Raw genomic sequence first — 24,023 nt, forward strand, 5'->3', positions numbered from 1 at the left:
TTCCATCAATTAACCGCCAGATGCGTGGATTTTCATGGAACAGGTATCTGATCTATTGGTCAGAAAGCGCTAAATAGACGAATGGCAGCGCAAAAAGCGCCGGGACCTTCCCTGGGTGTAGCCTGTGCGTCACCGACCGGCTGGCCCGGCGCCGGACGGTCAAGTCCAGCGGGCCGCGCCCCATCGTCCGTTGGCTTTCTCTCGCGTGCGGCAGCCGGTATTCTCGCCGCCATGAACAAGACCCTCCCTCTCTGCCTCATCGCCGCCCTTGCGCAGAACCGCGTGATCGGCCGCGACAACCAACTGCCCTGGCACCTGCCGGCGGACCTCAAACATTTCAAGGCGATGACCCTCGGCAAGCCGATCATCATGGGCCGCAAGACCTGGGACTCCCTGGGGCGCCCATTGCCGGGCCGGCTAAATCTGGTGGTCAGCCGTCAGCCGGGTCTTGTGCTGGAGGGGGCCGAAGTCTTCCCCAGCCTGGAAGCCGCGCTCGAGCGCGCCGAAGCCTGGGCCCGCGAGCAAGAAATCGAGGAAGTCATGCTGATCGGCGGCGCCCAGCTCTATGCCCAGGGGCTGCCTCAGGCCAACCGTCTCTACCTGACCCGTGTGGAACTGGTGCCGGAGGGGGATGCCTGGTTCCCCGAAGTGCCCGAGCAGGACTGGCGCCTCGCCTCCAGCATCGAGCATGAAGCCACGGCCGAGACGCCGGCCTATGCCTTTGAGGTGTGGGAGCGGCGCTGAGCTTCTGCGCCGTTTGCTCTTGTTGTGGGGGCGAATGAATTCGCCCCCACAGGAAAGCTTGTCCCTGCGCTGTATCAGACCTGCAACTCCATCAGCTCCGCCCGCACCTGACACCCCTCGATCACCAGCATTCCTACCGATACCGGCAACCTGAAGCGCCGCGGCCCCGCGCTGCCGGGGTTGATATGCAGCAGCTCGCCGCGCCGGGTTATCAGCGGCTTGTGAGAGTGCCCGGTGATTACCACCTCGATGCCACGCGCAGCCAGGTCGTCGGGGATGTCCGCCTGGTCGTGTACCAAGTAGATGCCCGTTTCCCCCAGCCACAGTTCTTCGACTTCGCATACTGCGTCGGCCCAGGCGTCGACGTCGTTATTGCCCCGCACGGCGGTCAGCGGTGCCAGCTGGCGCAAGGCGTCGAGGATTTCGGGCTTGCCGATGTCGCCAGCATGGAGGATGTGGTCGCAGCCTTGCAGCGCCGCGAGGGCCTGGGGGCGGAGGAGGCCGTGGGTATCGGAAATCAGCCCGATGCGAAGACAGGACATTGAATGAGCCTCATCGGAAGATGAGGCCCATTTTGCCACTTAGTCGCGCTGAGCCGTGGTTTCCGGCAGGAACCAGTTCAGCAGCAGGGCACAGAGGCCGCCGGTGGCGACGCCGGATTCGAGGATGTTGCGTAGCACGGCCGGCATGTGGGCGAGGAATTCCGGCACCTGGGACACACCCAGGCCCAGCGCCAGCGACACGGCGATGATCAGCAGCGCGCGGCGATCCAGGGTGGTACCGGCGAGAATGTTGATGCCCGAGGCGGCCACGGCACCGAACATCACCATGGCCGCGCCGCCCAGCACTGGCTCGGGAATGGCCTGGAGCACGCCGGCTACCGCCGGGAACAGGCCCAGCAGCACCAGCATCAGGGCGATCCACAGGCCGATATGGCGGCTGGCGATGCCGGTCAGCTGAATCACGCCGTTGTTTTGCGCGAACACCGAACTGGGGAAGGTGTTGAAGATGCCCGCCAGCAGCGAGTTGGCGCCATTCACCAGCACCCCACCCTTGATCCGTTGCATCCACAGCGGGCCTTCCACCGGCTGGCGCGAGACCTTACTGGTGGCGGTGACGTCGCCGATGGCTTCCAGTGAGGTGACCAGATAGATCACCAGCATCGGCACGAACAGCGACCAGGAAAAGCCCAGGCCGAAATGCAGCGGCATCGGCACCTGCACCAGCGGAGCGTCATGCAGCCCGCTGAAGTTCAGACGGCCGAGCGAGGCGGCCAGGACGTAGCCCACCAGCAGGGCGATGACGATGGCGCAACTGCGCATCCAGACCACCGGGATGCGGTTGAGCAGCAGGATCACGGCCAGCACAGTGCCGGACAGCAGCAGGTTCTCACCGTTGGCAAAGGTGCCGTTGGCCATGGCGCCGAAGCCACCGCCCATGCTGATGAGGCCCACCTTGATCAGGGTCAGGCCGATCATTAGCACCACGATGCCGGTCACCAGCGGATTGATCAGCCGCTTGATGAATGGCAGCACGCGGGAAATGCCCATTTCGACAAAGGCTCCGGCCATCACCACGCCGAAGATGGCGGCCATCACCGCTTCCACCGGCGTGCCCTGCTTGACCATCAACGCGCCGCCGGCGATCAGCGGGCCGACGAAGTTGAAGCTGGTGCCCTGGACGATCAGCAGGCCAGCGCCAAAGGGGCCGAAGCGCTTGCACTGGACGAAGGTGGCGATGCCGGAGACCACCAGGGACATGGAGACGATCAGGTTGGTGTCCCGCGCCGACACGCCCAGTGCCTGGCAGATGAGCAGGCCGGGGGTGACGATGGGGACGATGATGGCCAAGAGATGCTGCAGCGCAGCGAGCAGCGCCGCCAGCGGGCGCGGCTTGTCGTCCAGGCCGTAGAGCAGCTCGTTGCGAGCCTCGATGACGGGGGGCTTTTCCAGTGAAGTCATGGCGATCGACCGCGAAAAAGCGGCGATTCTACCTGAGCTGCATGCAAGGAGGTTGGTGTTGGGATTGTGGGGGCTCCCCAGGGCAGTCGTTCGGCCGGCCTGGCGCCGAAGCAATGGGTTGAATACCTTGCGGTCCGCTCTTCAGGCCTCTTGGTGACCTTTATCCGGCTCATCTGGAAGTGCCTGCCGATCCGGTGGAGAACCTCCGTCATCGATATCAGATTGATCCGACATCCACTCTTTTGGGGAATGGATAGCATGTTTGCCTTCCCGCTGGCTGATTGGGGCTGCCATGAACAAGGTTGCTGTTCGGTTTGGCCCTGCGTGACTGATGTCGTCGATATGCTGGAAATAGGGAAGTAAAGCAAATGGTCGGTTCGCTATTGATTCAACGGTTTCTAGGGTGAGTGGCGAGGTTTAATTATGAAGTTCAAGCTTACGCACCTGCTGGTCGGGATGATGTTGCTGGGGGTAGGAGAAGCCCATGCCTATACATGCAGCACGGAGACCAGTTCAACCACCATTACGGTGCCGGAGTTTACAGTTCAACAGGACTTGCCGGTGAATGCTGAAATTGGCCGTGTCGAGTCAAGCATTGTGTCTGCGTATAAGTGCTCTGGAAAGCCCGGGGAGTTCACGTGGCAGGATTTCGGCGCCAAAGCCTATGGCACTTACCTAAAGACTATTGATAACAAACGAGTATATGAAAGCGGCATTGATGGTATTGGATATGCCGTTGGCGTGACGATGACGAGTACTTGCCAGGGTTCCCCTTCCTGGGTCGGGGGGCACTCTGACACCAGTAATCCGAATGACCGTTTCAACTGTTCTGTGAATGGTCTTTTCGGCGCTCAGCCCATGCAGGGCAAGGCCTATATGATTTTCTACAAGACCGCTGAAGTCACAGGCTCAGGCGAGGTTGCCAGCAAGAATGTGGGCTCCTTTATCTTGAGAAATAACAAGAGTTCTTGGCATGCTCCAGAATCGAGACTCAATATCGGATCACTCAAAGTCAATACCGTGTCGTGTTCGCTTAGCGCTCCCTCGATCAATGTGGAGATGGGAAAAGTGGGCATCGGACTCTTCGAGGGAGTAGGAACCTGGCCAGGAGATGGCAACACCCGGACTTTCAGTATTCCATTGGACTGTTCCGCCGGAGCCAGCATCAATCTGAAAGTCGAAGGCAATGTACAGAACGCCAGCCAGGGCGTGTTGAAGGTGGATGCGGGCAACTCCAGCGCAAGCGGCGTGGGAATCCAGTTGCTCTATGACGACAAGCCGGTCGAACTGGGCAAGCAGTTCAAAACGGGCACGGCGAGCTCCCAAGGTAAATACAACATCCCGCTCAAGGCGCGTTACTTGCAAACGGAAGACACAATCACGTCAGGTGCTGCAAATGGCAGTGCGACCATTACGTTGACCTACCAGTAATCCGTGGGCGAAAAAAAGCCCGGCGCCAGGCCGGGCTTTTTCGTCAGGGCGGCGATCAGCCGTCGAGCAGCGCCTTGTTGCGCACTGCACCTTTGTCGGCGCTGGTAGCCAGCAGGGCGTAGGCCTTGAGGGCGGTGGACACCTTGCGCGCGCGCGGTGCGGCGGGCTTCCAGCCTTTCTTGTCCTGTGCGTGGCGGCGGTGCGATAGCTCTTCATCGCTGACCAGCAACTGGATGGTGCGGTTGTGGATGTCGATGTGGATCTTGTCGCCGTCTTCCACCAGGCCGATGGCGCCACCGGCAGCGGCTTCCGGCGAGGCATGACCGATGGACAGGCCTGACGTACCACCGGAGAAGCGGCCGTCGGTGAGCAGGGCGCACTGCTTGCCCAGGCCCTTGGACTTCAGGTAGCTGGTGGGGTAGAGCATTTCCTGCATGCCCGGACCGCCTTTCGGGCCTTCGTAGCGGATGATTACCACATCGCCGGCCTTCACTTCGTCGGCGAGAATGCCCTTCACTGCGGCGTCCTGGCTTTCGAAGATCTTCGCTGTGCCTTCGAAGACGTGGATGGACTCATCCACGCCGGCGGTTTTCACTACGCAGCCGTCGAGGGCGATGTTGCCGTAGAGCACGGCCAGGCCGCCCTCTTGGGAGTAAGCGTGCTCGACGCTGCGGATGCAGCCTTCGGCGCGGTCGGCGTCCAGGGTCGCCCAGCGGGTGCTCTGGCTGAATGCGGTCTGGGTCGGGATGCCTGCCGGGCCGGCCTTGAAGAAAGTGTGCACGGCTTCGTCATTGGTCTGGGTGATGTCCCACTGGGCGATGGCGTCGGCCATGCTCGGGCTGTGCACGGTCGGCACGTCGGTGTGCAGCAGGCCGCCACGGGCCAGCTCACCGAGGATGCTGAAGATGCCGCCGGCGCGGTGCACGTCTTCCATGTGGTACTTCTGGATGTTCGGCGCCACCTTGCACAGTTGCGGCACCTTGCGCGACAGGCGATCGATGTCGCGCAGGTCGAAGTCGATCTCCGCCTCCTGGGCGGCGGCCAGCAGGTGCAGGATGGTGTTGGTCGAGCCGCCCATGGCGATGTCCAGGGTCATGGCGTTCTCGAACGCCTTGAAGCTGGCAACGTTGCGCGGCAGCACGCTGTCATCGCCTTCGCCGTAGTAGCGCTGGCAGAGCTCCACGGCCAGGCGGCCGGCGCGCAGGAACAGTTGCTCGCGGTCGCTGTGGGTGGCCAGGGTGGAGCCGTTGCCCGGCAGTGCCAGGCCGAGGGCCTCAGTCAGGCAGTTCATCGAGTTGGCGGTGAACATGCCGGAGCAGGAACCGCAGGTGGGGCAGGCGCTGCGCTCGTATTCGGCGACCTTCTCGTCGGAACAGGAGTCGTCGGCGGCGGCGACCATGGCGTCCACCAGGTCGAGGCCGTGGTTGGCCAGCTTGGTCTTGCCGGCTTCCATCGGGCCGCCGGAGACGAACACGACCGGGATGTTCAGGCGCAGGGCGGCCATCAGCATGCCGGGGGTGATCTTGTCGCAGTTGGATATGCAGACAATGGCGTCGGCGCAGTGGGCGTTGACCATGTACTCGACGGAGTCGGCAATGATCTCCCGGCTCGGCAGCGAATAGAGCATGCCGTCATGGCCCATGGCGATGCCGTCGTCGACGGCGATGGTGTTGAATTCCTTGGCCACGCCACCGGCTTTCTCGATCTCGCGGGCGACCAGTTGGCCCAGGTCCTTCAGGTGCACGTGGCCGGGCACGAACTGGGTGAAGGAGTTGGCGATGGCGATGATCGGCTTCTTGAAGTCTTCGTCCTTCATCCCGGTGGCGCGCCACAGGGCGCGGGCGCCGGCCATGTTGCGGCCGTGGGTGGAGGTTTTCGAGCGATAGTCGGGCATGGGGATTCCTGCGGCTGAATACGGTTGCGAGTCCTGCACGACCCGCTGGTTTGAGTCATGTGCGTGTCGAGCCGGATGCACTTGCAGACACGAGGATGGTCGCGTCTGCAGCGTGGCGGGGATGGCGGGGTCTCCGCGTCCCCAGCAATGGGCTCGTTCGGCCTGCCGAAGGGTAGCTGGCGAGGGATGCCCGATTCTAACCCCGCCCGCTTTGCACTGGAAAGGCGCCAGTGCCAGCCGGTCAGAGACCGGCCAGGGCGCGTAGCTTGGCCAGTTCGCCGGCGGGCAGGGCGATGCCTTCCACTTCGGCGCGGGCGCGTTGGCGATAGCGGCGGTCACCCGGCTGGCGGTCCTGGCCGGCCTCGGCCATGCGGGCGATCAAGGTTTCGCAGCGTTCGGCGAAGGAGCGGCTGGCGCCGCGGTCGGGATCGATGAGGATAAGCAGCTGCCCCGTCCAGGGCGTTTGCGCACCAGGGTGCCCGGACCAGTCGAACTCGAAGGAGAAGTTGCCGCCGGTCAAGGCTGCGGCGAGCAGCTCCACCATCATCGACAGGGCCGAGCCCTTGTAGCCGCCGAATGGCAGCAGCGCACCGCCGTCGAGGATTGCCTTCGGGTCGCGGGTCGGCTGGCCTTGGGCGTCCACACCAAAACCTTCCGGCAGCTGCTTACCCTCACGAGCGGCGATCTGCACGTCGCCGTTGGCAATGGCGCTGGTGGCCAGGTCGAACACCAGCGGGTCGCCCTGGCCGCGCGGTGCGGCGAAGGCGATGGGGTTGGTGCCGAACAGGGCGCTATGGCCGCCGTGGGGGACCACACTGGTCATGCTGTTGACGAAACTCAGTGCCACCAGGCCTTCACGGGCGAAGGGCTCGACATCCGGCCAGAGCGCGGCGAAGTGGTGCGAGTTGCGAATGGCCAGCAGGGCGATGCCGGACTCGCGCACCTTGGCGAGCATCAATTCGCGGGCGGCTGCCAGGGCCGGCTGAGCGAAACCGCCGCCGGCGTCGACACGGACGAAGGATGGTGCGACGTCCTCCACCTTGGGTTCGGCTCGGCCATTCACCCACCCGCTGCCCAATGAGGACAGATAGCCGGGGATGCGGAACACGCCGTGGCTGTCGGAGCCGTCGCGCTGCGCGGCGGCGCAGTTGTCAGCCAGGGTGGCGGCGACCTGCGCGGATGTCCCGTGGCGTTCGAAGATGCTGGCGAGCAAGTCACGCAGCTCGTTGAAGGGCAAGTGGATCGGGTCGCTATGGCAGGCCTGCATCGTCTTGTACTCGTTAGGTGGCGGTGGTCCCGCATCATAGAGTTTGCAAGTTATCTGTCAAATGTTGACTTGGTGACAGAAAACAATCATTTTTCTCCGCAACCGGAGGTCCCCATGAATCGATCCCTCAAGCAACGCCTCGAAGACAGCCAGTCCGCCAGGACGGCCTCGTCACGGGCGATTGCCAACTACATGCTGGCCAACCTGCAGGAGTTGCCGTTCGAAACCTCCGCGGCGATCGCCGAGAAGCTTGGCCTCAGCGAGTCGACGGTCGGGCGCTTTTGCCGTGCCCTCGGTTATGCCCATTTCAAGGCCATGAAGGCGGACCTCAAGGGCGACCTGGGCGATAGCCCCTGGCTGATCGGCGACCGGCTGAAGGAGTTCCGTCAGCAGGCAGTGGCGGGGGATGAGGCACTTTCCACCAGCCTGGAGCGCGAGATGGCGGCACTGATGCGTGTCTATGAACACACCCGCACGCCACAGTGGCGTGCCGTGTGCGAGCGCCTGGCGACAGTGCCGCGCGTGTACGCCGCTGGTTTCCAGACTGAGCGCGGCATCTCCGTGTCGTTCGTCCACCTGCTGCAATACCTGCGCGATGGCGTGTACCTGGTCGATGGTTCGTCCGGTTACTACGGCGACGTGCTGCTGAGTGCGCCTGGGCAAGCGGCGCTGGTGGTCTTCGAGGCCCGGCGCTACTCCCAGCACGCCCTGATCCTCTGCCGCCGTGCGCGCGAGGCGGGCATTCCGGTGACCCTGGTCACGGACGACTACTGCGATTGGGCGGAGCAGTACGCGGATGAAGTGTTCCGTGTGCCGACCGATCTGAACCTGTTCTGGGAATCCACAGGGCCGATGCTGTCGCTGGTCAACCTGCTGCTCAACGACGTCTTCAAGTGCCTCGGCCCTGATGTCGAGCAGCGATTGGAGTCCGTCGCTGCCCTGCACAACGAGTTTGTTGGCTACACCTCCTCACCCGCTCTTGCAGATAGAACAAACCCAAAAAAGAGGGAGCACAGATGAAACGACTCACCCGTTTGGCAATGGCCACCTTGGCACTTTGTGGCGCAGTGGCGACGGCGCAGGCCGAAACCGTACGCATCGCGACAGAAGGCGCCTACCCGCCCTTCAACTACGTGGATTCGAATAACCAGCTGCACGGCTTCGACGTCGACATCGCCAACGCCCTGTGCGCGAAGATGAAGGTCGAGTGCGAGCTGGTCGCCCAGGACTGGGACGGCATCATTCCCGCTTTGCTGGCGAAGAAATACGACGCCGTGGTCGCCTCGATGGTGATAACCGAGGAGCGCCAGAAGAAGGTGGCCTTCACCGACCGTTACTACCGCACCAAGCTGGCGGTCGCCGTGGCCAAGGGTGCGACCGTGCAGGACACTCGCCCCGAAAGCTTCAAGGGCCTGGTGGTCGGCGCCCAGTCGTCCACAACCCAGGGCATGTACGCCGAGGACGTGTTCGGCGCGGCGGGCGCGGAGGTCAAGCTGTACCCCTCGCAGGACGAGGCCAATGCCGACCTGAACAACGGCCGCCTGGACGCGCTGGTGCACGACAAATTCCCGCTGCTCGACTGGCTGGCGCAGGATGGCAAGGATTGCTGCAAGCTGCTCGGTGACATCCAGGAGACCGACGACGACGTGGCCATCGCCGTACGTCAGGACGACAACGTCCTGCGCGAGCGCCTGAACAAAGCCCTGGCCGAGATCATCGCCGACGGCACCTACAAGCAGATCGCCAGCCGCTACTTCCCCTTCGACATTTATTGATCGTCCGCTGCGTGCCCGGCTCCGGCCGGGCACCTCGATGCGAGGCCTGAACCATGTTCGAGCAGTTGGCTCTTCTCTCCCTCGGCGAGGGCGGCTGGGGCATGGCCCTGCTGGCCGGCGCCCTGGTCACGATTTCACTGGCGCTCGCCTGCCTGCCCCTCGGTTTGTCGCTGGGGCTGGGTGTCGCCCTCGGGGCGCGCTCGCAGCGGCGCTTCGTCCGCAGTTTCGCTTCGGCATTCGCCACGGTGTTCCGTGGGCTACCGGAGCTGCTCACGCTCCTGATCGTCTATTACGGCTGCCAGATTGGCGCGCAGAAGCTGCTGGCGCACTTCGGCCACCAGACCGAGGTGACCATCAACGCCTTCTTCGCTGCGATGATCGCTTTCAGCCTGGTGTTCGCTGCCTTCTCCAGCCAAGTCTGGCTGGCCGCCTTCAAGGTGGTCGGCAAGGGCCAGTACGAGGCGGCCAAGGTCCTCGGGTTGTCGCGGCGCGCCACCTTCTTCAAGGTGATTCTGCCGCAGTTGCTGCGGGTTGCCCTGCCAGGCCTGTCGAATAACTGGCTGAGCCTGCTCAAGGACACTTCGCTGGTTTCCACCATCTCCCTGGTGGATGTGATGCGCCAGACCAACCTGGCGGTCAGCGCCACCAAGGAACCGATGCTCTTCTACATCTGCGCCTGCTTGATCTACCTGTTCTTCTCCTCGCTGTCCGGGAGGGTCTTCAGCTATGCCGAGAAGCGCTATAGCCTCGGTCACAGGAGCCAGCGTGCATGAGCGAATTCCTGCATTTCTTCGTCGACCCTGAACTGTTTGAGCGCTACGGCCTACGTCTCTTCGACGGCCTGTTGGTGACCGCCAAGCTGGTGGCGATCTCCTTCAGCCTGGGGATGGTCCTGGGCTTGTTGCTGGCGCTGGCGCGCACCTCCGGCAACCGTGTGCTGCGCGGATTCAGCAGCGGTTATATCTACCTGTTCCGTGGCTCGCCGTTGCTGGCGCAATTGTTCCTGCTCTATTACGGCGTGGGCTCGTTCCGCGAGTTCTGGCAGGACGTGGGCCTCTGGTGGTTCTTCCGCGACGCCTGGTACTGCGCGCTGCTGGCCTTCACCCTGAACACCGCCGCCTACCAGGCAGAGATCTTCCGCGGCAGCCTACTGGCCATCGTCCCCGGCCAGTATGAGGCAGCCTCGGCGCTTGGGCTCAGTCGCTCCACGACCTTCTTCAAGGTGGTGTTGCCGCAATCGATGCTGGTCGCCATCGGGCCGCTGGGCAACGAGCTGATCCTGATGATCAAGGCCAGCGCCATCGCCTCGCTGGTCACCATCCACGACCTGATGGGCGTGGCCAAGGCCGGTTTCTCGCGCACATTCGACTTCCAGATCTACCTCTGGGCGGCGGTGCTTTACCTGGCGGTCGTCGAGCTGCTGCGACGTGCCCTGGTGTTCGCCGAAGCGCGCCTGGGGCGGCACCTGAACTAGGCACTTTCCAATCTCAGCTCCACCAAGAGAGCTCACCGAAGGACTTTCCATGGACTGCGACATCATCGTCCTCGGCGCCGGCATCGTCGGCGTTTCCACTGCCCTCCACCTGCAGGCGCGCGGTCGCGACGTCTGCCTGGTCGACCGCGCCGAGCCCGGTTCGGGTACCAGCCACGGCAACGCCGGCCTGATCGAGCGTTCCAGTGTGATGCCCTATGCCTTTCCGCGCAGCTTCGCGGCGCTGCTGCGCTATGGCCTGAACCGCCAGCCGGACGTGCGCTACAGCCCGTCCTACCTGCCCAGGATCGCCCCCTGGCTGGCTTCCTATTGGCACCATTCCTCGGCACGCCTGTTGGAGCAGGCCGCGCAGGCCATGCTGCCGCTGGTGGAACGTTGCGTCGACGAGCATGACCACTTGGTTGAAGAGGCCGGGCTCGGTCACCTGATCCGCGCGCGCGGCTGGATGGATGTCTACCGCAGCCCCCAGGCCCTGGCCCAGGCCGGCGACGAGGCGCGGGCGCTGGATCGCTTCGGCTTGCGTTACGAAGTGCTCGGCGCCGCGGAGTTGCACAAGCGCGAGCCGCATCTGGGGAATGTCGTGGCCGGCGGCATTCACTGGCATGACCCCAAGACTGTCATCGATCCAGGTGCCCTGGTGCGTGGCTATGCCGATCTCTTCGTGCGGCGTGGCGGGCGTCTGCTCAAGGGCGATGCCGCGACCCTGCGTCAGCAGGCCGGTGGCTGGTGCGTGACGGCCGAAGGGTACGAAATCCAGGGGCGAGAGGCAGTCGTCGCGCTGGGGCCGCAGTCGGCCACGGTGTTCCGCGAGCTGGGCTATCGGATTCCGCTGGCAATCAAGCGTGGTTACCACATGCATTACGCGGCCCAGCCAGGTGCCGTGCTGGAGCATTCGGTCTGCGACAGCCTTGGCGGCTACGTGCTGGCGCCCATGGCTCGCGGCATTCGCCTGACTACCGGCATCGAATTCGCCGCCCCGGACGCACCGGTCAATGAAATCCAACTGGGCCGTGCCGAACGCCTGGCCCGCGAACTGTTCCCGCTTGGCGAGCGCTTGGATGCCGAGCCTTGGCTGGGCCGCCGCCCCTGCCTGCCGGACATGCGCCCGGTGATCGGCCCGGCGCCCGACCACCCTGGCTTGTGGTTCAACTTCGGCCACGCCCATCACGGCCTGACCCTGGGGCCGGTCAGCGGTCGCTTGCTGGCGGAGATGATCACCGGCGCCAAGACCTTCACCAATCCGGCGCCCTTTGGCGCGCAACGCTTCGCCTAGGAGCTCGATCCTGATCGGAACGCTCCGCCACCGCGCTTTGCGCGGTGGCTTCAGTGCCGGCGCCTGGCCGGCCTACAACTGCCGATACCTGACAAAGAGGACAAGAAAATGTTATCGAGCATGAAAACCGCCAGTACCCCGCAACCCCATCTGGCCAGCGTGTCGAAGCCAGCTGCCGTCGTGATCGAGGGGCTGCAGAAGAGCTATGGCGACTTCCAGGTGCTCAAGGGCATCGACCTGGTCGTGCGACAGGGGGAACGCATTGTGCTGTGCGGGCCGTCCGGCTCCGGCAAGTCCACCTTGATCCGCTGTATCAACCGCCTGGAAAGTGCCAGTGGCGGCCGCATCGTCGTCAACGGCTGCGACCTGATGGATGAGTCGTCGCGCAGTGGCGCGGTGTTGCGTGACGTCGGCATGGTGTTCCAGCACTTCAACCTGTTCCCGCACATGAGCGTGCTGGACAACTGCATTCTTGCACCCATGTCCGTTCGCGGCCTGTCCCGCGCCCAAGCCGAGGAGAGAGCCCGCGAATTCCTGCGTAAGGTCGGCATCGAAAGCCAGGCGCACAAGTACCCCAGCCAGCTTTCCGGCGGTCAGCAGCAACGCGTTGCGATTGCCCGGGCGCTGTGCATGGAGCCGAAGATCATGCTGTTCGACGAGCCCACCTCCGCGCTGGACCCGGAAATGGTCGGCGAGGTGCTGGATGTGATGGTGAAGCTGGCCGGCAGCGGCATGACCATGCTCTGCGTGACCCACGAGATGGGCTTTGCCCGGCAGGTGGCCGAGCGGGTGTTATTTCTGGAAGGCGGCAGCATCGTCGAAGACAGCCCGCCGGAATCCTTCTTCAATGCGCCCAAAAGCGAGCGGGCCAGGGCCTTCCTTGCGCAGATCCTGCATTGATCGGTGGATACGCGCGCAATCGAGTCAAACTCCGTAGGAACGAACTCAATCGCCAAGCAGGCCAAAGGCCTACCGTGGGTTGGTGCGGGTCATGCTGGTCTGAGCCTGCGAAGCCCAACGCTGGATCTAGCCGGGATCGTTGGGCTTCGCTTCGCTCAACACAACCTACGAGCGCTTGGCCGTCAGCTGTTTGGTAGCAGGCGGCAGGTCAGGCTCTTGATGTAGCGGGTCTCGGCAATGGCCGGGTGCACTGGGTGGTCGGGGCCCTGGCCGCCGCGTTCCAGCAGTTGCATGTTGCGGTCCAGGTGGCGGGCGCTGGAGAGCAGGATATTCTGCAGGTCGTCTTCCGGCAGGTGCATCGAGCAGGAGGCGCTGACCAGGATGCCATCCTTGTTCAGCAGGCGCATGGCTTGCTCGTTCAGGCGGCGGTAGGCGGCTTCCCCGTTCTTCAGGTCCTTCTTGCGCTTGATGAACGCGGGCGGGTCGGCGATGACCACGTCGAAACGTTCTTCAGCTGCTTTCAGCTCCTTGAGGGCTTCGAACACGTCGCCTTCGACGCACGCGACCTGCTCGGACAGGCCGTTCAGCGCAGCGTTGCGCTCGACGCCATCAAGGGCGAAGCCTGAGGCATCCACACACATCACCTCGGTTGCACCGAAGGCTGCGGCTTGCACGCCCCAGCCGCCGATGTAGCTGAACAGGTCGAGTACGCGCTTGCCCTTCACGTAGGGCGCCAGGCGTGCACGGTTCATGCGGTGGTCGTAGAACCAGCCGGTCTTCTGGCCTTCCAGCACCGGGGCTTCGAACTTCACGCCGTTTTCTTCCAGCGCGACCCACTCCGGCACCACGCCGAAGGCGGTATCGACGTAGCGCTCCAGACCCTCGGCATCGCGGGCGCTGGAGTCGTTCTTCCAGAGCACGCCGCGCGGCGTGAGGACCTGCACCAGGGCTTCGAGGACGGCGTCCTTGTTGCGCTCCATGGCGGCGGAAGCGAGTTGCACCACGAGGATGTCACCGAAGCGGTCCACCACCAGGCCCGGTAGCAGGTCGGAGTCGCCGTAGACCAGGCGGTAGAAGGGCTTGTCGAACAGGCGCTCGCGCAGGCTGAGGGCGACGTTGATGCGATGCACCAGCAGCGACTTGTCGAGCGTGTGCTTGACGTCGCGGGACATCAGGCGGGCGCAGATCAAGTTGTTCGGGCTGATCGCGACGATGCCCAGCGGCTTGCCGCCAGCGGCTTCAAGCACGGCCTGGTCACCTGGAGCGAAGGCGTTCAGCGGTGTGGCGACCACGTCGACTTCGTTGCTGTAGACCCACAGGTGGCCGGCGCGCAGGCGTCGATCGGCATTGGCTTTGAGGCGCAGACTGGGCAGGGACATGTGTCGCTCTCCGGAAAAAAGGCCGGGATTATACCCCAGCAGGCCCCTGCATCGGAGCCCGCCCGGCGGCCTTGGCGGTGGCGTTCGGGGCTGGAAAATTCCGTGGTTACCCGCGCCATGGCCGCAGGCAACCAGTTAGACTGTGGCCTCGGTCATCCTTTCGCACATCCCAATGGCTCAAGAACTTTCCGCAGAACAGATTCGTCAGGTCCTGCAAGGCATCAGCGTGCCGCCGCAACCGCAGATCATGGTCGACTTGCAGATGGAGCAGGTCATGCCCCATCCCGACCTGAAGACCATTGCTCGTTTGATCGGCCAGGACCCGGGCCTGTCTGGCGCGTTGCTGAAGATCGTCAACTCGCCGTTCTTCGGCCTGACCAACCGTATCGCCTCGATCCAGCAGGCGGTCAACCTGCTCGGCTGCAACACCGTGGTCAACCTGATCAACGCGCAGTCGATCAAGGGCGAGATGAGCGACGAAACCATCGTCACCCTGAACCGCTTCTGGGACACTGCACAGGACGTGGCCATGACCAGCCTGACCCTGGCCAAGCGTATCGGCTACCAGTCGCCGGACGAGGCCTACGCATTGGGCCTATTCCACAACTGTGGCATCCCGCTGATGCTCAAGCGCTTCCCCGACTACATGATGGTGCTGGAAGAGGCCTACGCATGCGCCGGCCCTGAGCGCCGCGTGGTCGACACCGAAAATCGTCTGCTGAACACCAATCACGCGGTGGTGGGCTATTTCACCGCGCGCTCCTGGCGTCTGCCCGAGCACCTTTGCGAGGCCATCGCCAACCATCACAATGCGCTGTCGATCTTCAACGACGACACGGGCCGTGAGGCACAGTTGAAGACGCTGCTGGCGATCCTGAAGATGGCGGAGCATGTCTGCGCGTCGCACCTGGTGCTGGGCAATCAGGCCGAAGATTACGAATGGAAGAGCATCAGCGCCCTGATGCTGGACTACGTCGGCCTTTCCGAGTACGACTTTGAGAACCTCAAGGAAAGTATCCGCGAATTGGGTGTGAGCTGAACTGGACCGGCCCCGCTGCAGCTGATGTAGGAGCGGGGGGACGCCGAGCCTCTTCGCGAGCAAGAACTCGGCGCGAAGTGGTTCGCGAGCCAGCTCGCTCCTACAAGGTCATCCACGTATACCTCTACTGAACCCCGAGATTCCTGATGCCTGAATTGCCCGAAGTCGAGACGACCCGCCGCGGTATCGCGCCCTTCCTGGAGGGGCAGCGCGTCAGCCGCGTGATCATCCGCGAGCGTCGCCTGCGTTGGCCGATTCCCGAGGACCTGGATGTGCGCCTCTCCGGCCAGCTCATCCTGCATGTCGAACGGCGTGCCAAGTACCTTCTGCTGGAAGCCGAGGTGGGCACCCTGATCAGCCACCTGGGCATGTCCGGGAGCCTCAGGCTGGTGGAGACCGGGCTGCCGGCGGCCAAGCACGAGCATGTGGATATCGAACTGGAGTCGGGCCTGGCGTTGCGCTACACCGATCCGCGCCGCTTCGGCGCGCTGCTCTGGAGCGACGATCCGCTCAATCACGAGCTGCTCCGCCATCTGGGGCCGGAACCTTTGACTGGCCTGTTCGACGGTGAGCGTCTGTATCAGCTGTCGCGTGGGCGCAGCATGGCGGTCAAGCCGTTCATCATGGATAACGCCGTAGTGGTCGGGGTAGGCAACATCTACGCTAGCGAGGCATTGTTCGCTGCAGGCATCGACCCGCGCCGCGAGGCTGGTTCGATTTCCCGTGCGCGTTATCTGAAGCTCGCCGACGAGATCAAGCGCATCCTCGCCCAAGCCATCGAATGTGGTGGCACCACCCTGCGCGACTTCGTCGGCGGTGACGGCAAACCTGGGTACTTCCAGCAGGAGCTGTTCGTCTACGGCCGTGGTGGCGAGTTCTGCAAGCAGTGCGGTTCGACCCTGCGCGAAGTGCGTTTGGGCCAGCGTGCCAGCGTCTATTGCCCTCGCTGCCAGCGCTGAATCCTGACCAGGCCTCCACTCTGGAGGCCTGCGATATCCAATAACAACAAGCAAGCAGATCTGAAATGAATGGGAACTACTTGCCGCGCAATCGCTTCGCCGAAGCGGTTGGCCATGGCGTGCTAAGGCTCATGGGCTGGCGGATCGAGGGACGGCTGCCGGCCCTCGACAAATTCGTGGTGATCGGCGCCCACCACACCTCCAACTGGGATTTTGTGATTTTCCTCGCCGTGAAGTTCGTCCTGCGCCTGAATGCGCGCTGGTTCGGCAAGCACACCATTTTCCGCTGGCCCTTCGCCCATCTGCTGCAGCGTTGGGGCGGCGTGCCGATCCGGCGTCACCTCAAGCTGAACATGGTGGAACAGGCCATCGATGGATTCAGGCAGCACCCGCAGTTCATGCTGGTGATTTCTCCGGAAGGCACCCGCAAGCGCGTGGAGCGCTGGAAGATGGGGTTCTACCACATCGCCCGCGGTGCCGGCGTGCCTATAGTCCCAGCAGCGCTGGACTACGCCAACCGGCGGGTGGTGATCGGCGAGCCGTTCTGGCCCAGCGGCGACGAACAGGAGGACTTGCGGCAGCTTCTGGCGTTCTATCGCCCCTACGTGCCGAAGAAACCCGGCTACGCTTTTCATGGTGATTGACGGCCTTCACGCTGTTCGTCATCCCGGCGCTGATATAGTTCTGTCCATTCCCAATTGCTGAAGGATCGCCCGCATGAACCTGTTTCGCACTTCCGCTGCTGTCCTGGCGCTGACCACTGGCCTGCTGGCGCTGCCGGCTCATGCGGAAGTGGTGCAGGAAAACGTCAGCGGCGACCCGATGTATACCGCCAACGCACCCGCGGGTTACCGCATGGTCGGCGACATCCTGATCGCCCGACCCATGCTGCTCGCTGCGACCGTCATCGGCACCGGCTTTTTCATCATCAGCCTGCCGTTCTCCGCACTGGGTGGGAATGTGGGTGAGGCTGCACAGGAACTGGTGGTGGTGCCGGCCAAGGAAACTTTCGTCCGTTGCCTGGGCTGCGCGGTCAGCGGCTACAGGGCAGACTGACTCCAGACGCGGGTCCATGACGACGGCCCCTGGCCCCATCGGGGCGGGGGCCGTCGGCGTTTCGGTGCGTCATCCTCCTTGCCGTACCGGCCTTGCGTGGAGTAATAGCAAGGGCTCGGTTTCGTGAGGGATATTTCATCGGTGAAGGACTATCCGCGCATCATCTTGCTGGTGCTGGCCTCTGTCGCCATGGCCAGCAGCTTCTGGTTCAGTTCCGGCTGGCTGCAGCTCTGCGCCGGACTGGCGCTGTTCCTGTTCGGCATGCAGTGCCTGGAGGAGGGGCTGCGGCAACTGGCAGGCAGCAAGCTCGAGCAGTTGCTTGCCCGCAGCACGGCCACGCCGTTCAAGGGCCTGATGTTTGGCATCTGCGGGACGCTGTTGCTGCAGTCCAGCACGCTGGTATCGCTGCTGACCATTGCCTTCATCAGCACTGGGCTGATCCAGCTTGCCGGGGGCATCGCCATCCTCTTCGGTGCCAACCTCGGTGCCACCAGTGGCATCTGGCTGCTGGCCCTGGCTGGGCAGAATCTCAGTCTCAGTCCCTTGGCATTGCCTCTGCTGGTGTTCGGCGTAATGGGTGGCTTCGTGGGTGAGAAAAGCAAGGCCGCCGGGCGCATCGTGCTGGGAATAGCCTTCATCTTCCTCGGTATCGACCAGATCAAGGATGGCTTCTCCAGCTTCGGCGAAGGCTTGGACATGACCGCGTACCAGGCGGATGGGCTGCTCGGTAACCTGTTGTTCGCGCTGGTCGGCCTGCTGGTGACCGTGGTGCTGCAATCCAGCCATGCAGCCCTGATGCTGACCCTTGCAGCGCTGGCCGGCGGCCAGTTGGAACTAGGCCAGGCCCTGGCCATTGCCATCGGTTCGAACATCGGCAGCAGCGTCACCACGGCCTTCGTCGGTTCGCTCGGTGGCAACCGCAGCGGCCAGCGCCTGGCCCTGGCTCATGTGTTGTTCAACGTGGTGACCTGCAGCCTGGCCTTTGCTCTCCTTTCACCGCTGGCCTGGCTGGTTGGCTACCTGGCTGCACTGACGCGACTGGCCGGCAACGAACTGATCCAACTGGCCATGTTCCACAGTCTGATCAATGCCATGGGCGTGGTGCTCTTCTGGCCCCTGCAGGAGCGCCTCGCGCTTTGGCTGGTGCGCTGGCTGCCAGAGCGCGAAGAGCCCCGGGTGCTGATCACCGAGTTGGCCGTGGGCACAGAAGAGCCCGAACGCACGCGCGCGCGTTACCTGAACGAGCGGGCGCTGGATTCGGTGGACGCCGCGGCCAGCGCAGTGGTCCGCGAGCTGCAGCACCTTAGCCGGCTGAGCGTGGAGGTGATCTGCCACGCCTTGTACCTGCCCGTGGACCAGTTGACGCATGCTCATCCAGACGAGCACCTGCTTCAGGCAAGGCCCGAGCGCCATCACCTGGATGCCGAATCCCTCTATCAACGCCACATCAAGGGCGTCTACGGCGACCTGCTGAGCTTCATGGGGCGTCTCGACCTGCCGATGGATGAGGCCCACCAGCAGTTCTGGATCGGCTGCCAGGTCGCAGCCCTGCAGTTGGTGGATGCGGTAAAGGATGCCAAGCACCTGCAGAAGAATCTTGGGCGCTATCTGGACGCGGAGCCTTCAGCTGCCCGCGATGCCTACGTGGATCTGCGTCGCAACTTGCTGGCGTTGCTCCACGAACTGCGAGAACTGGCGCGCACTGAGCTGCCTGAGGAGCTGTGGCAGTCACGTCTCAGCGCCCTGGACGAGAAGGCCGCGCACTTCGATGGCGGGTTCCGTACCCGGCTGTTCGCCGCGGTGCGTCGCCAGGAACTGGATGGCTTCCAGACCAGCTCATTGATGAACGACCTCGGCTATGCCAGTCGTATTTTCCAGAGCCTGCGCAATGTGCTGATGCTGAGCGAGGGGCAGGAACTGTTCCGCGAGCTGCGCAGGGTCGACCAGGATGAGGAGTCGTTGATCGTCTTGTAGGGGAGGGGCGCGCGACGACCCCCCTGCGGACGTGAGATTACTCCGCCGTTATGGGCGTCATGAGCACCTCGGAAAGGCCCAGGCCGCGCGGGTCGCTGGCGGCCTCAAGGGTGCGCTTGGCCTTGTTCCAGAACAACACCTGCTGGTTGCCATAGTTGCGTTCCAGCGGCTTGAGGCTGTAGCCGCGGGCTCGCAGTTCGGCGCTTTCGCTGGCGCTGAAGGCGCCGGGCTCATGCTCGATCTGGTCGGGCAGGTACTGGTGGTGATAGCGCGCCACGGCTGGCCAGCGGGCTACCGGCTGGCCACTCAGGTATTCCAGGACCGATAGCAGCACCATGCTGGGAATTCGGCTGCCGCCGGGGGTGCCGAACGCGGCGAATTCCTGCTCGCTCTCGATGAACGTGGGGCTCATGCTCGAAAGCGGGCGCTTTCCGGCGGCGATCGCATTGGCCTGGCTGCCGGCCAGCCCGTAGGCATTGGCACCGCCTGGGTCTGCGGCGAAGTCGTCCATCTCGTCATTCAGCAGCACGCCGGTTTCGGGCACCGTGAAAGCCGCGCCGAAGGGCAGGTTGATCGATAAGGTGGCGGCCACGGCGTTGCCGTCCTTGTCGATCACCGTGAAGTGGGTGGTGTGATCGCCCTCGCTCCAGGGCGGGGAGGGCGGCAGGCTGCTGCTCGGGGTGGCGCGGCGGGCGTCGATGCCCTCTGCCAGGCCTTCCAGGTATCCGGCGTCGAGCAGCTTGGTCGTGGGGATGCGGACAAAGTCCGGGTCGCCAAGCAAGCCCCGGTCGCGGTAGGCGCGGCGCAGCACTTCAACAACGTAATGGGTGCGCTGAATGCGGTCGGCTTTCTGCCAGGGCAGTTGTTGCAGCATTGCCAGGCTCTGCGCCAAGGCAATGCCGCCTGCCGAGGGTGGCGGTGCGCTGATCAGTTCGCGGCCTTCGGCAAGGCTGAAACGAATCGGCTGTCGCTCTACCGTCCGGTAGTCGGCGAGGTCGGTCAGGGTCCAGATTCCGCCGGCGGCGCGCACACTTTGCACCATCTTCTCGGCGGTGTGTCCGGCATAGAAACCGGCCTTGCCATAGCGGGCGATATGCTCAAGGGTGTCGGCCAGGTCCGGTTGGCGCAGCAGGCTGAATTCTTCCGGGATCTCGCCGCGGTGGTCGAGGAACAGGCGAGCGCTTTCCGGGTCATCGCGCAGGGCTGCGAGACGCCAACTGGCGCGTTCACGGTAGATGCGATCGACGGAGATGCCATCACGCGCCAGGCGGATGGCCGGGGTCAGGCTGTCATTGAGGGGCAGGCGCCCGTAGTGTCCGGCCAGGTCCACCAGCGCGGCGGGCAGGCCGGGGATCGCTGCTGCCAGTGGCCCGTCGAGGGAGAGGCCGGTCTGGATCCTGCCATTACGCTTGTAGAGCTTGGCATGGGCGGCGCGCGGTGCACGTTCGCGCGCATCGAGAAAGCGATAGACGGGTTTGGCACCGGCCTGGCGCAGGAGGAAGAAGCCGCCACCGCCCAGGCCTGACCCATAGGGCTCGGCTACGGCCAGCGCCGCGCTGATGGCGACCGCAGCGTCGAAGGCGTTGCCGCCCTGGTTCAGAGTTTCCATGCCGGCCACTGTGGCGGCGGGATTGGGCGTGGCGACCGCAGCGCGGCCCGGCTCGGCAGCCTGGAGCGCGCCCGCGAGGAGAAGGAGCGTAACGAGCAGCGCGCTACGCCAGTTCAAGCCGCGTTCCGGGCGGCCCATGGGCTCAGGCCTTTCCGGTGAGCTTCAGGTACTTTTCCATCAGCTCGTCCTTGCTTTCGACATGGGTTTCGTCCAGTGGGATGCAATCCACCGGGCAAACCTGCTGGCATTGCGGCTCGTCGTAATGGCCGACGCACTCCGTGCACAGGTTGGGATCGATCACGTAGATCTCCTCGCCTTGGGAGATCGCGCCGTTAGGGCACTCGGGTTCGCAGACGTCGCAGTTGATGCAGTCGTCGGTGATTTTCAGGGACATCGGGACAACTCCTGCCGTCGCAAGGCAGCGGCGGCCATGAACAGAAATTAGCGGAATTGTGCCGGATTGCCGTGATCGGCGCATCTGTTGCGCGCGCCGACCAAGGCAGACGGTCCGTCAGCGCTTGAAGCGTTCGGCCAGGGCTTGCGCCACGGCAGGGTGGACGAACTTGCTGATATCACCGCCCAGGGCCGCTATCTCACGCACCAGGGTGGAGGAGATGTAGGAATACTTTTCCGACGGCGTGAGGAACATGCTCTCCACATCCGGCGCCAGTTGGCGGTTCATGTTGGCCAGCTGGAACTCGTACTCGAAGTCGGACACCGCGCGTAGACCGCGCAGGAAGACATTCGCGTTCTGCTCCTTGACGAAATGCGCCAGCAGGCTGGAAAAGCCCACCACCTCGACGTTCGGCAAGTGCTTGGTGACCTCGCGGGCCAGTTCCACACGCTGTTCCAGGCTGAACAGCGGATTCTTCTTGGGGCTGGCGGCTACCGCGATGATCACGGTATCGAACAGGCGCGATGCGCGCTCGATCAGGTCGCCATGGCCCTTGGTGATAGGGTCGAAGGTGCCCGGGTACAACACTCGGTTCATCGCGACGTCCTGGCAGGGGTCCGTAAGGGACTCGGATGTTAGCGCAGCAGGCCCCCGCGGCCAAGATTAGGCCGCACACGGGGACATGTGGCAGGTGCTATCAGGCTTTGCCGAGCCTCTCGGCAAGGGCGCTGGCGAGCTTGGCGGTTAGTCCATAGACGGACAGCTGCGGGTTGGCGCCGATACTGGTTGGAAATAGCGAGCCATCATGGACCGACAGGTTGGCCAGCTGGTGATGGCGGCCCAGGCTGTCGGTGACGGCTAGTCTGGGGTCTTCACCCATGGCGCAACCGCCCATTACGTGGGCGCTGCCCAGGCGAGTGCGGTACAGCCTCAGGGGCAGGCTGTCGATCAAGCTGCGGGCGTCGGCAAGGGTCTTCACGTAGTCGGCGTCACTGTGCAGCGGCAGCACCGCACGGGCCCCGGCGGCGAACTGGATTTCCGCCATCACATGGAAGGCCCGGCGGATGCCGTCCCAGGTGTAGTCGGTCATCCGGTAGTCGAGCACGGGGCTGCCGTCGCCACGCAGTTCCACCGTGCCTTCGGCGCTATCCGGGTGGAAGCCATCACGCATCAGCGCCAGCATCACGTTGGTGTGGGGTAGCTGCTCCATGCGCAGGGCATTGTCGACGCCGAAGCGGCCGAGCAAGGTGGCAGTGAGGGAGGGCTGCAGCGGCGGCACCTCCAGCTTGTAGGACATGCGCCCGGTGGTGCCGTCGTCCCACTGGAAATGGTCGGAGTAGATCGATTGCGGCGCGCCGTAGAACGGGTTGATCAACCGGTCGAACTGCGCGGCGGAGAAGTTCACCACATGCAGGAAGGTGCGCTTGCCGGTGCGGCCATGCGGGTTGGGCGCATCCGAGCGTAGGAGCAAGCCGGGTGTGTTGATGCCGCCACCAGCCAGTACATAGTGGCGTGCCTTGACGGTGATCCTGCGACCGGTCGGGGCGACGCAACGGTCGTCCAGGGCCAGGCATTCGATACCGGAGACCTGATCACCGTCGATCAGCAGCCGCTCGGCGCGGGCCAGGTAGAGCAGCTCTCCGCCCTTCTCGAGAGTGGCGGGAATGGTGGTGACCAGCATCGATTGTTTGGCGTTGGTCGGGCAGCCCACCCCGCAGTAACCGAGATTCCAGCAGCCGCGCACGTTTCGCGGGATGACTTTCCAGTGGTAGCCGAGCTTCTCGCAGCCAGCACGGATCACGTCATTGTTGGCGTTCGGCGGTAGCGACCAGGGGGCGACGCCCAGTCGCTGTTCCATCTTTTCGAACCAGGGGGCCATGTGGGCCACGCCCAGCCCTTTGACTCCGTGCTCCTTGGCCCAGTGCTCCAGGGTCGGCTCCGGGGTGCGAAAGCTGGAGGTCCAGTTGACCAGGGTGGTGCCACCGACGGCACGGCCCTGCAGTACGGTGATCGCGCCGTCCTTGGTCATGCGGCCGATGCCTTCCTGGTACAGGGCCGGGTACGCCTCGGCTTCCTGCATCTTGAAGTCGGTACTGGTCTTGAGTGGGCCCTCTTCGATCAGCAGCACCTTGAAACCGGCTGCACTGAGGATTTCCGCGGTGGTGCCGCCGCCCGCACCGCTGCCGACGATGGCGACGTCGGCCTCCAGGATCAGGTCCTGCTCCAGGCGCGAGCCATTGTGGGTTTTCCAGCCGCGGGCCAGGCCTTCGGTGAACAGATCGGGTACGGGCATGTCGGGTCTCAGGTCTTATTGTTTTGGGCAGGGCTCAAACAGCCGGCGGGCCGGGATAGCCGCAATGGGCCCAGGATTCCGGGCGGCCATACCAGGCCATCATCACCAGCTGCAGCAGCGAGACGTGGCCCATTTGCAACAAACCGATGGAGCTGTTTTGCCAGCGGTCGAGAAACTGGCGGACATCCTCAGCGCTGGCCTTCTCCCAACTGCCCCAGACCCCGGTCAGCGGCCCGCGGGTCAGTGGTAGCGCCATAACATCGAAGAGTTGCACGGTGAGCTTGAGCATCTCCGGCGAGAGCCGGTGCAGCGAATAATCCAGACTCTGCAGGGTACCTTCGAGGGCCTGGGGCATCTGCGCAGGCGCCACAGTGCCTTCCAGCATCACCGGTATCAGCGCGCGCAGGAATGGCAGGTCAGAGTCTCTGAGCACTGCAAAGCCGATTGCTGGCATGCTCGCCGAGCAGCCGGTGAGGCTGGCCGTGACGCCTACCGTGGTGAGGAAGGCAGAGCCGAACAGGCCGACCTTGAGCAGGCTCCGTCGGGACAGGCCCGTTGATTCGAAGGTGGTTTCGCGCATTTT

23 protein-coding genes are annotated in these 24,023 nt (G+C 63.9%); 13 read left to right on the forward strand and 10 right to left on the reverse strand.

The window, feature by feature from the left end; genetic code table 11:
- The first annotated feature begins 231 nt into the window (after positions 1-231).
- Positions 232-744 carry a dihydrofolate reductase gene (locus OXH74_RS09625; protein WP_375741020.1) on the forward strand — a complete coding sequence of 171 codons (513 nt, stop codon included), beginning with the start codon at positions 232-234 and terminating at the stop codon, positions 742-744.
- A gap of 74 nt (positions 745-818) precedes the next feature.
- On the opposite strand, the gene OXH74_RS09630 is transcribed toward OXH74_RS09625, so the two are convergent.
- On the reverse strand, positions 819-1,286 hold the full coding sequence (locus OXH74_RS09630) for a metallophosphoesterase family protein (RefSeq protein WP_375741021.1): 468 nt from the start codon (positions 1,284-1,286) through the stop codon (positions 819-821).
- A 39-nt stretch (positions 1,287-1,325) separates the two neighbouring features.
- Positions 1,326-2,705, reverse strand: a complete 1,380-nt coding sequence (locus tag OXH74_RS09635) for a nucleobase:cation symporter-2 family protein (protein ID WP_375741022.1) — start codon at positions 2,703-2,705, stop codon at positions 1,326-1,328.
- 423 nt (positions 2,706-3,128) lie between these two features.
- Here OXH74_RS09635 and OXH74_RS09640 point away from each other — a divergent pair, with 423 nt between their 5' ends.
- Complete coding sequence (locus OXH74_RS09640) at positions 3,129-4,136, forward strand: fimbrial protein (RefSeq protein WP_375741023.1); 1,008 nt, start codon at positions 3,129-3,131, stop codon at positions 4,134-4,136.
- Positions 4,137-4,191: 55 nt separating this feature from the next.
- On the opposite strand, the gene ilvD is transcribed toward OXH74_RS09640, so the two are convergent.
- Together ilvD and OXH74_RS09650 are read right to left on the reverse strand one after the other, a co-directional pair.
- A complete protein-coding gene (gene ilvD, locus OXH74_RS09645) occupies positions 4,192-6,030 on the reverse strand; it encodes a dihydroxy-acid dehydratase (RefSeq protein WP_375741024.1) in 1,839 nt (612 codons plus the stop codon).
- Between the two features lie 241 nt (positions 6,031-6,271).
- Entirely contained in the window at positions 6,272-7,297 is a 1,026-nt protein-coding gene (locus OXH74_RS09650) for an Ldh family oxidoreductase (RefSeq protein WP_375741025.1), read from the reverse strand.
- Positions 7,298-7,411: 114 nt separating this feature from the next.
- On the opposite strand from OXH74_RS09650, the gene OXH74_RS09655 reads away from it, so the two are divergent.
- The 6 genes from OXH74_RS09655 to OXH74_RS09680 all read left to right on the forward strand — a co-directional run bounded on the left by OXH74_RS09655 (position 7,412) and on the right by OXH74_RS09680 (position 12,737).
- Positions 7,412-8,317, forward strand: coding sequence for a MurR/RpiR family transcriptional regulator (locus OXH74_RS09655; RefSeq protein WP_375741026.1), 906 nt, complete (start codon positions 7,412-7,414; stop codon positions 8,315-8,317).
- The gene (locus OXH74_RS09660; RefSeq protein WP_375741027.1) at positions 8,314-9,072 is read left to right on the forward strand and encodes an ABC transporter substrate-binding protein; all 759 of its coding nucleotides are present in this window, start codon (positions 8,314-8,316) and stop codon (positions 9,070-9,072) included. The genes OXH74_RS09655 and OXH74_RS09660 overlap by 4 nt, the downstream gene beginning before the upstream one ends.
- Before the next feature lie 53 nt (positions 9,073-9,125).
- The gene (locus OXH74_RS09665; protein ID WP_375741028.1) at positions 9,126-9,845 is read left to right on the forward strand and encodes an ABC transporter permease; all 720 of its coding nucleotides are present in this window, start codon (positions 9,126-9,128) and stop codon (positions 9,843-9,845) included.
- On the forward strand, positions 9,842-10,546 hold the full coding sequence (locus tag OXH74_RS09670) for an ABC transporter permease (RefSeq protein WP_375741029.1): 705 nt from the start codon (positions 9,842-9,844) through the stop codon (positions 10,544-10,546). Before OXH74_RS09665 ends, OXH74_RS09670 begins: the two co-directional genes overlap by 4 nt.
- 49 nt (positions 10,547-10,595) lie before the next feature.
- A complete protein-coding gene (locus tag OXH74_RS09675; RefSeq protein WP_375741030.1) occupies positions 10,596-11,837 on the forward strand; it encodes an FAD-dependent oxidoreductase in 1,242 nt (413 codons plus the stop codon).
- A gap of 120 nt (positions 11,838-11,957) precedes the next feature.
- Positions 11,958-12,737 (forward strand): amino acid ABC transporter ATP-binding protein, encoded by a 780-nt coding sequence (locus tag OXH74_RS09680; RefSeq protein ID WP_375741031.1) that lies wholly within the window; start codon positions 11,958-11,960, stop codon positions 12,735-12,737.
- A gap of 182 nt (positions 12,738-12,919) precedes the next feature.
- On the opposite strand, the gene OXH74_RS09685 is transcribed toward OXH74_RS09680, so the two are convergent.
- Positions 12,920-14,116 (reverse strand): class I SAM-dependent rRNA methyltransferase, encoded by a 1,197-nt coding sequence (locus tag OXH74_RS09685; protein WP_215377412.1) that lies wholly within the window; start codon positions 14,114-14,116, stop codon positions 12,920-12,922.
- Between the two features lie 226 nt (positions 14,117-14,342).
- Here OXH74_RS09685 and OXH74_RS09690 point away from each other — a divergent pair, with 226 nt between their 5' ends.
- From OXH74_RS09690 to OXH74_RS09710, 5 genes are all read left to right on the forward strand, one after another.
- Positions 14,343-15,155: an HDOD domain-containing protein gene (locus OXH74_RS09690; protein ID WP_375741589.1), complete on the forward strand. Its 813-nt coding sequence runs from the start codon at positions 14,343-14,345 to the stop codon at positions 15,153-15,155.
- A gap of 146 nt (positions 15,156-15,301) precedes the next feature.
- Positions 15,302-16,114, forward strand: coding sequence for a bifunctional DNA-formamidopyrimidine glycosylase/DNA-(apurinic or apyrimidinic site) lyase (gene mutM, locus OXH74_RS09695; protein WP_375741032.1), 813 nt, complete (start codon positions 15,302-15,304; stop codon positions 16,112-16,114).
- A gap of 65 nt (positions 16,115-16,179) precedes the next feature.
- Positions 16,180-16,758 (forward strand): lysophospholipid acyltransferase family protein, encoded by a 579-nt coding sequence (locus tag OXH74_RS09700; protein ID WP_375741033.1) that lies wholly within the window; start codon positions 16,180-16,182, stop codon positions 16,756-16,758.
- A gap of 73 nt (positions 16,759-16,831) precedes the next feature.
- Positions 16,832-17,170, forward strand: a complete 339-nt coding sequence (locus OXH74_RS09705; protein WP_375741034.1) for a multidrug transporter — start codon at positions 16,832-16,834, stop codon at positions 17,168-17,170.
- 189 nt (positions 17,171-17,359) lie between these two features.
- Positions 17,360-19,144 carry a Na/Pi cotransporter family protein gene (locus OXH74_RS09710; protein WP_375741590.1) on the forward strand — a complete coding sequence of 595 codons (1,785 nt, stop codon included), beginning with the start codon at positions 17,360-17,362 and terminating at the stop codon, positions 19,142-19,144.
- A 37-nt stretch (positions 19,145-19,181) separates the two neighbouring features.
- Here OXH74_RS09710 and ggt read toward each other — a convergent pair whose 3' ends face one another.
- From ggt to OXH74_RS09735, 5 genes are all read right to left on the reverse strand, one after another.
- The gene (ggt, locus tag OXH74_RS09715) at positions 19,182-20,891 is read right to left on the reverse strand and encodes a gamma-glutamyltransferase (protein ID WP_375741035.1); all 1,710 of its coding nucleotides are present in this window, start codon (positions 20,889-20,891) and stop codon (positions 19,182-19,184) included.
- A 4-nt stretch (positions 20,892-20,895) separates the two neighbouring features.
- The gene (locus tag OXH74_RS09720; RefSeq protein ID WP_215377423.1) at positions 20,896-21,147 is read right to left on the reverse strand and encodes a YfhL family 4Fe-4S dicluster ferredoxin; all 252 of its coding nucleotides are present in this window, start codon (positions 21,145-21,147) and stop codon (positions 20,896-20,898) included.
- A 117-nt stretch (positions 21,148-21,264) separates the two neighbouring features.
- A complete protein-coding gene (coaD, locus tag OXH74_RS09725; protein ID WP_215377425.1) occupies positions 21,265-21,744 on the reverse strand; it encodes a pantetheine-phosphate adenylyltransferase in 480 nt (159 codons plus the stop codon).
- A 100-nt stretch (positions 21,745-21,844) separates the two neighbouring features.
- Positions 21,845-23,440: a GMC family oxidoreductase N-terminal domain-containing protein gene (locus OXH74_RS09730; protein ID WP_375741036.1), complete on the reverse strand. Its 1,596-nt coding sequence runs from the start codon at positions 23,438-23,440 to the stop codon at positions 21,845-21,847.
- 34 nt (positions 23,441-23,474) lie between these two features.
- The gene (locus tag OXH74_RS09735; protein WP_375741037.1) at positions 23,475-24,020 is read right to left on the reverse strand and encodes a twin-arginine translocation pathway signal protein; all 546 of its coding nucleotides are present in this window, start codon (positions 24,018-24,020) and stop codon (positions 23,475-23,477) included.
- Between the last annotated feature and the right edge of the window lie 3 nt (positions 24,021-24,023).

The organism is Metapseudomonas boanensis (assembly GCF_042232855.1).
GTDB lineage: Bacteria > Pseudomonadota > Gammaproteobacteria > Pseudomonadales > Pseudomonadaceae > Metapseudomonas > Metapseudomonas boanensis.

Coding starts and splice junctions, on each gene's coding strand:
- OXH74_RS09660 (WP_375741027.1), top strand. CDS start 8,314: ATGAAACGACTCACCCGTTTGGCAATGGCCACCTTGGCACTTTGTGGC.
- OXH74_RS09680 (WP_375741031.1), top strand. CDS start 11,958: ATGAAAACCGCCAGTACCCCGCAACCCCATCTGGCCAGCGTGTCGAAG.
- OXH74_RS09625 (WP_375741020.1), top strand. CDS start 232: ATGAACAAGACCCTCCCTCTCTGCCTCATCGCCGCCCTTGCGCAGAAC.
- ggt (WP_375741035.1), bottom strand. CDS start 20,891: ATGGGCCGCCCGGAACGCGGCTTGAACTGGCGTAGCGCGCTGCTCGTT.
- OXH74_RS09685 (WP_215377412.1), bottom strand. CDS start 14,116: ATGTCCCTGCCCAGTCTGCGCCTCAAAGCCAATGCCGATCGACGCCTG.
- OXH74_RS09730 (WP_375741036.1), bottom strand. CDS start 23,440: ATGCCCGTACCCGATCTGTTCACCGAAGGCCTGGCCCGCGGCTGGAAA.
- OXH74_RS09655 (WP_375741026.1), top strand. CDS start 7,412: ATGAATCGATCCCTCAAGCAACGCCTCGAAGACAGCCAGTCCGCCAGG.
- OXH74_RS09670 (WP_375741029.1), top strand. CDS start 9,842: ATGAGCGAATTCCTGCATTTCTTCGTCGACCCTGAACTGTTTGAGCGC.
- OXH74_RS09665 (WP_375741028.1), top strand. CDS start 9,126: ATGTTCGAGCAGTTGGCTCTTCTCTCCCTCGGCGAGGGCGGCTGGGGC.
- OXH74_RS09640 (WP_375741023.1), top strand. CDS start 3,129: ATGAAGTTCAAGCTTACGCACCTGCTGGTCGGGATGATGTTGCTGGGG.
- OXH74_RS09700 (WP_375741033.1), top strand. CDS start 16,180: ATGAATGGGAACTACTTGCCGCGCAATCGCTTCGCCGAAGCGGTTGGC.
- OXH74_RS09735 (WP_375741037.1), bottom strand. CDS start 24,020: ATGCGCGAAACCACCTTCGAATCAACGGGCCTGTCCCGACGGAGCCTG.
- OXH74_RS09720 (WP_215377423.1), bottom strand. CDS start 21,147: ATGTCCCTGAAAATCACCGACGACTGCATCAACTGCGACGTCTGCGAA.
- ilvD (WP_375741024.1), bottom strand. CDS start 6,030: ATGCCCGACTATCGCTCGAAAACCTCCACCCACGGCCGCAACATGGCC.
- OXH74_RS09630 (WP_375741021.1), bottom strand. CDS start 1,286: ATGTCCTGTCTTCGCATCGGGCTGATTTCCGATACCCACGGCCTCCTC.
- OXH74_RS09710 (WP_375741590.1), top strand. CDS start 17,360: ATGGCCAGCAGCTTCTGGTTCAGTTCCGGCTGGCTGCAGCTCTGCGCC.
- OXH74_RS09650 (WP_375741025.1), bottom strand. CDS start 7,297: ATGCAGGCCTGCCATAGCGACCCGATCCACTTGCCCTTCAACGAGCTG.
- coaD (WP_215377425.1), bottom strand. CDS start 21,744: ATGAACCGAGTGTTGTACCCGGGCACCTTCGACCCTATCACCAAGGGC.
- OXH74_RS09675 (WP_375741030.1), top strand. CDS start 10,596: ATGGACTGCGACATCATCGTCCTCGGCGCCGGCATCGTCGGCGTTTCC.
- OXH74_RS09635 (WP_375741022.1), bottom strand. CDS start 2,705: ATGACTTCACTGGAAAAGCCCCCCGTCATCGAGGCTCGCAACGAGCTG.
- OXH74_RS09705 (WP_375741034.1), top strand. CDS start 16,832: ATGAACCTGTTTCGCACTTCCGCTGCTGTCCTGGCGCTGACCACTGGC.
- mutM (WP_375741032.1), top strand. CDS start 15,302: ATGCCTGAATTGCCCGAAGTCGAGACGACCCGCCGCGGTATCGCGCCC.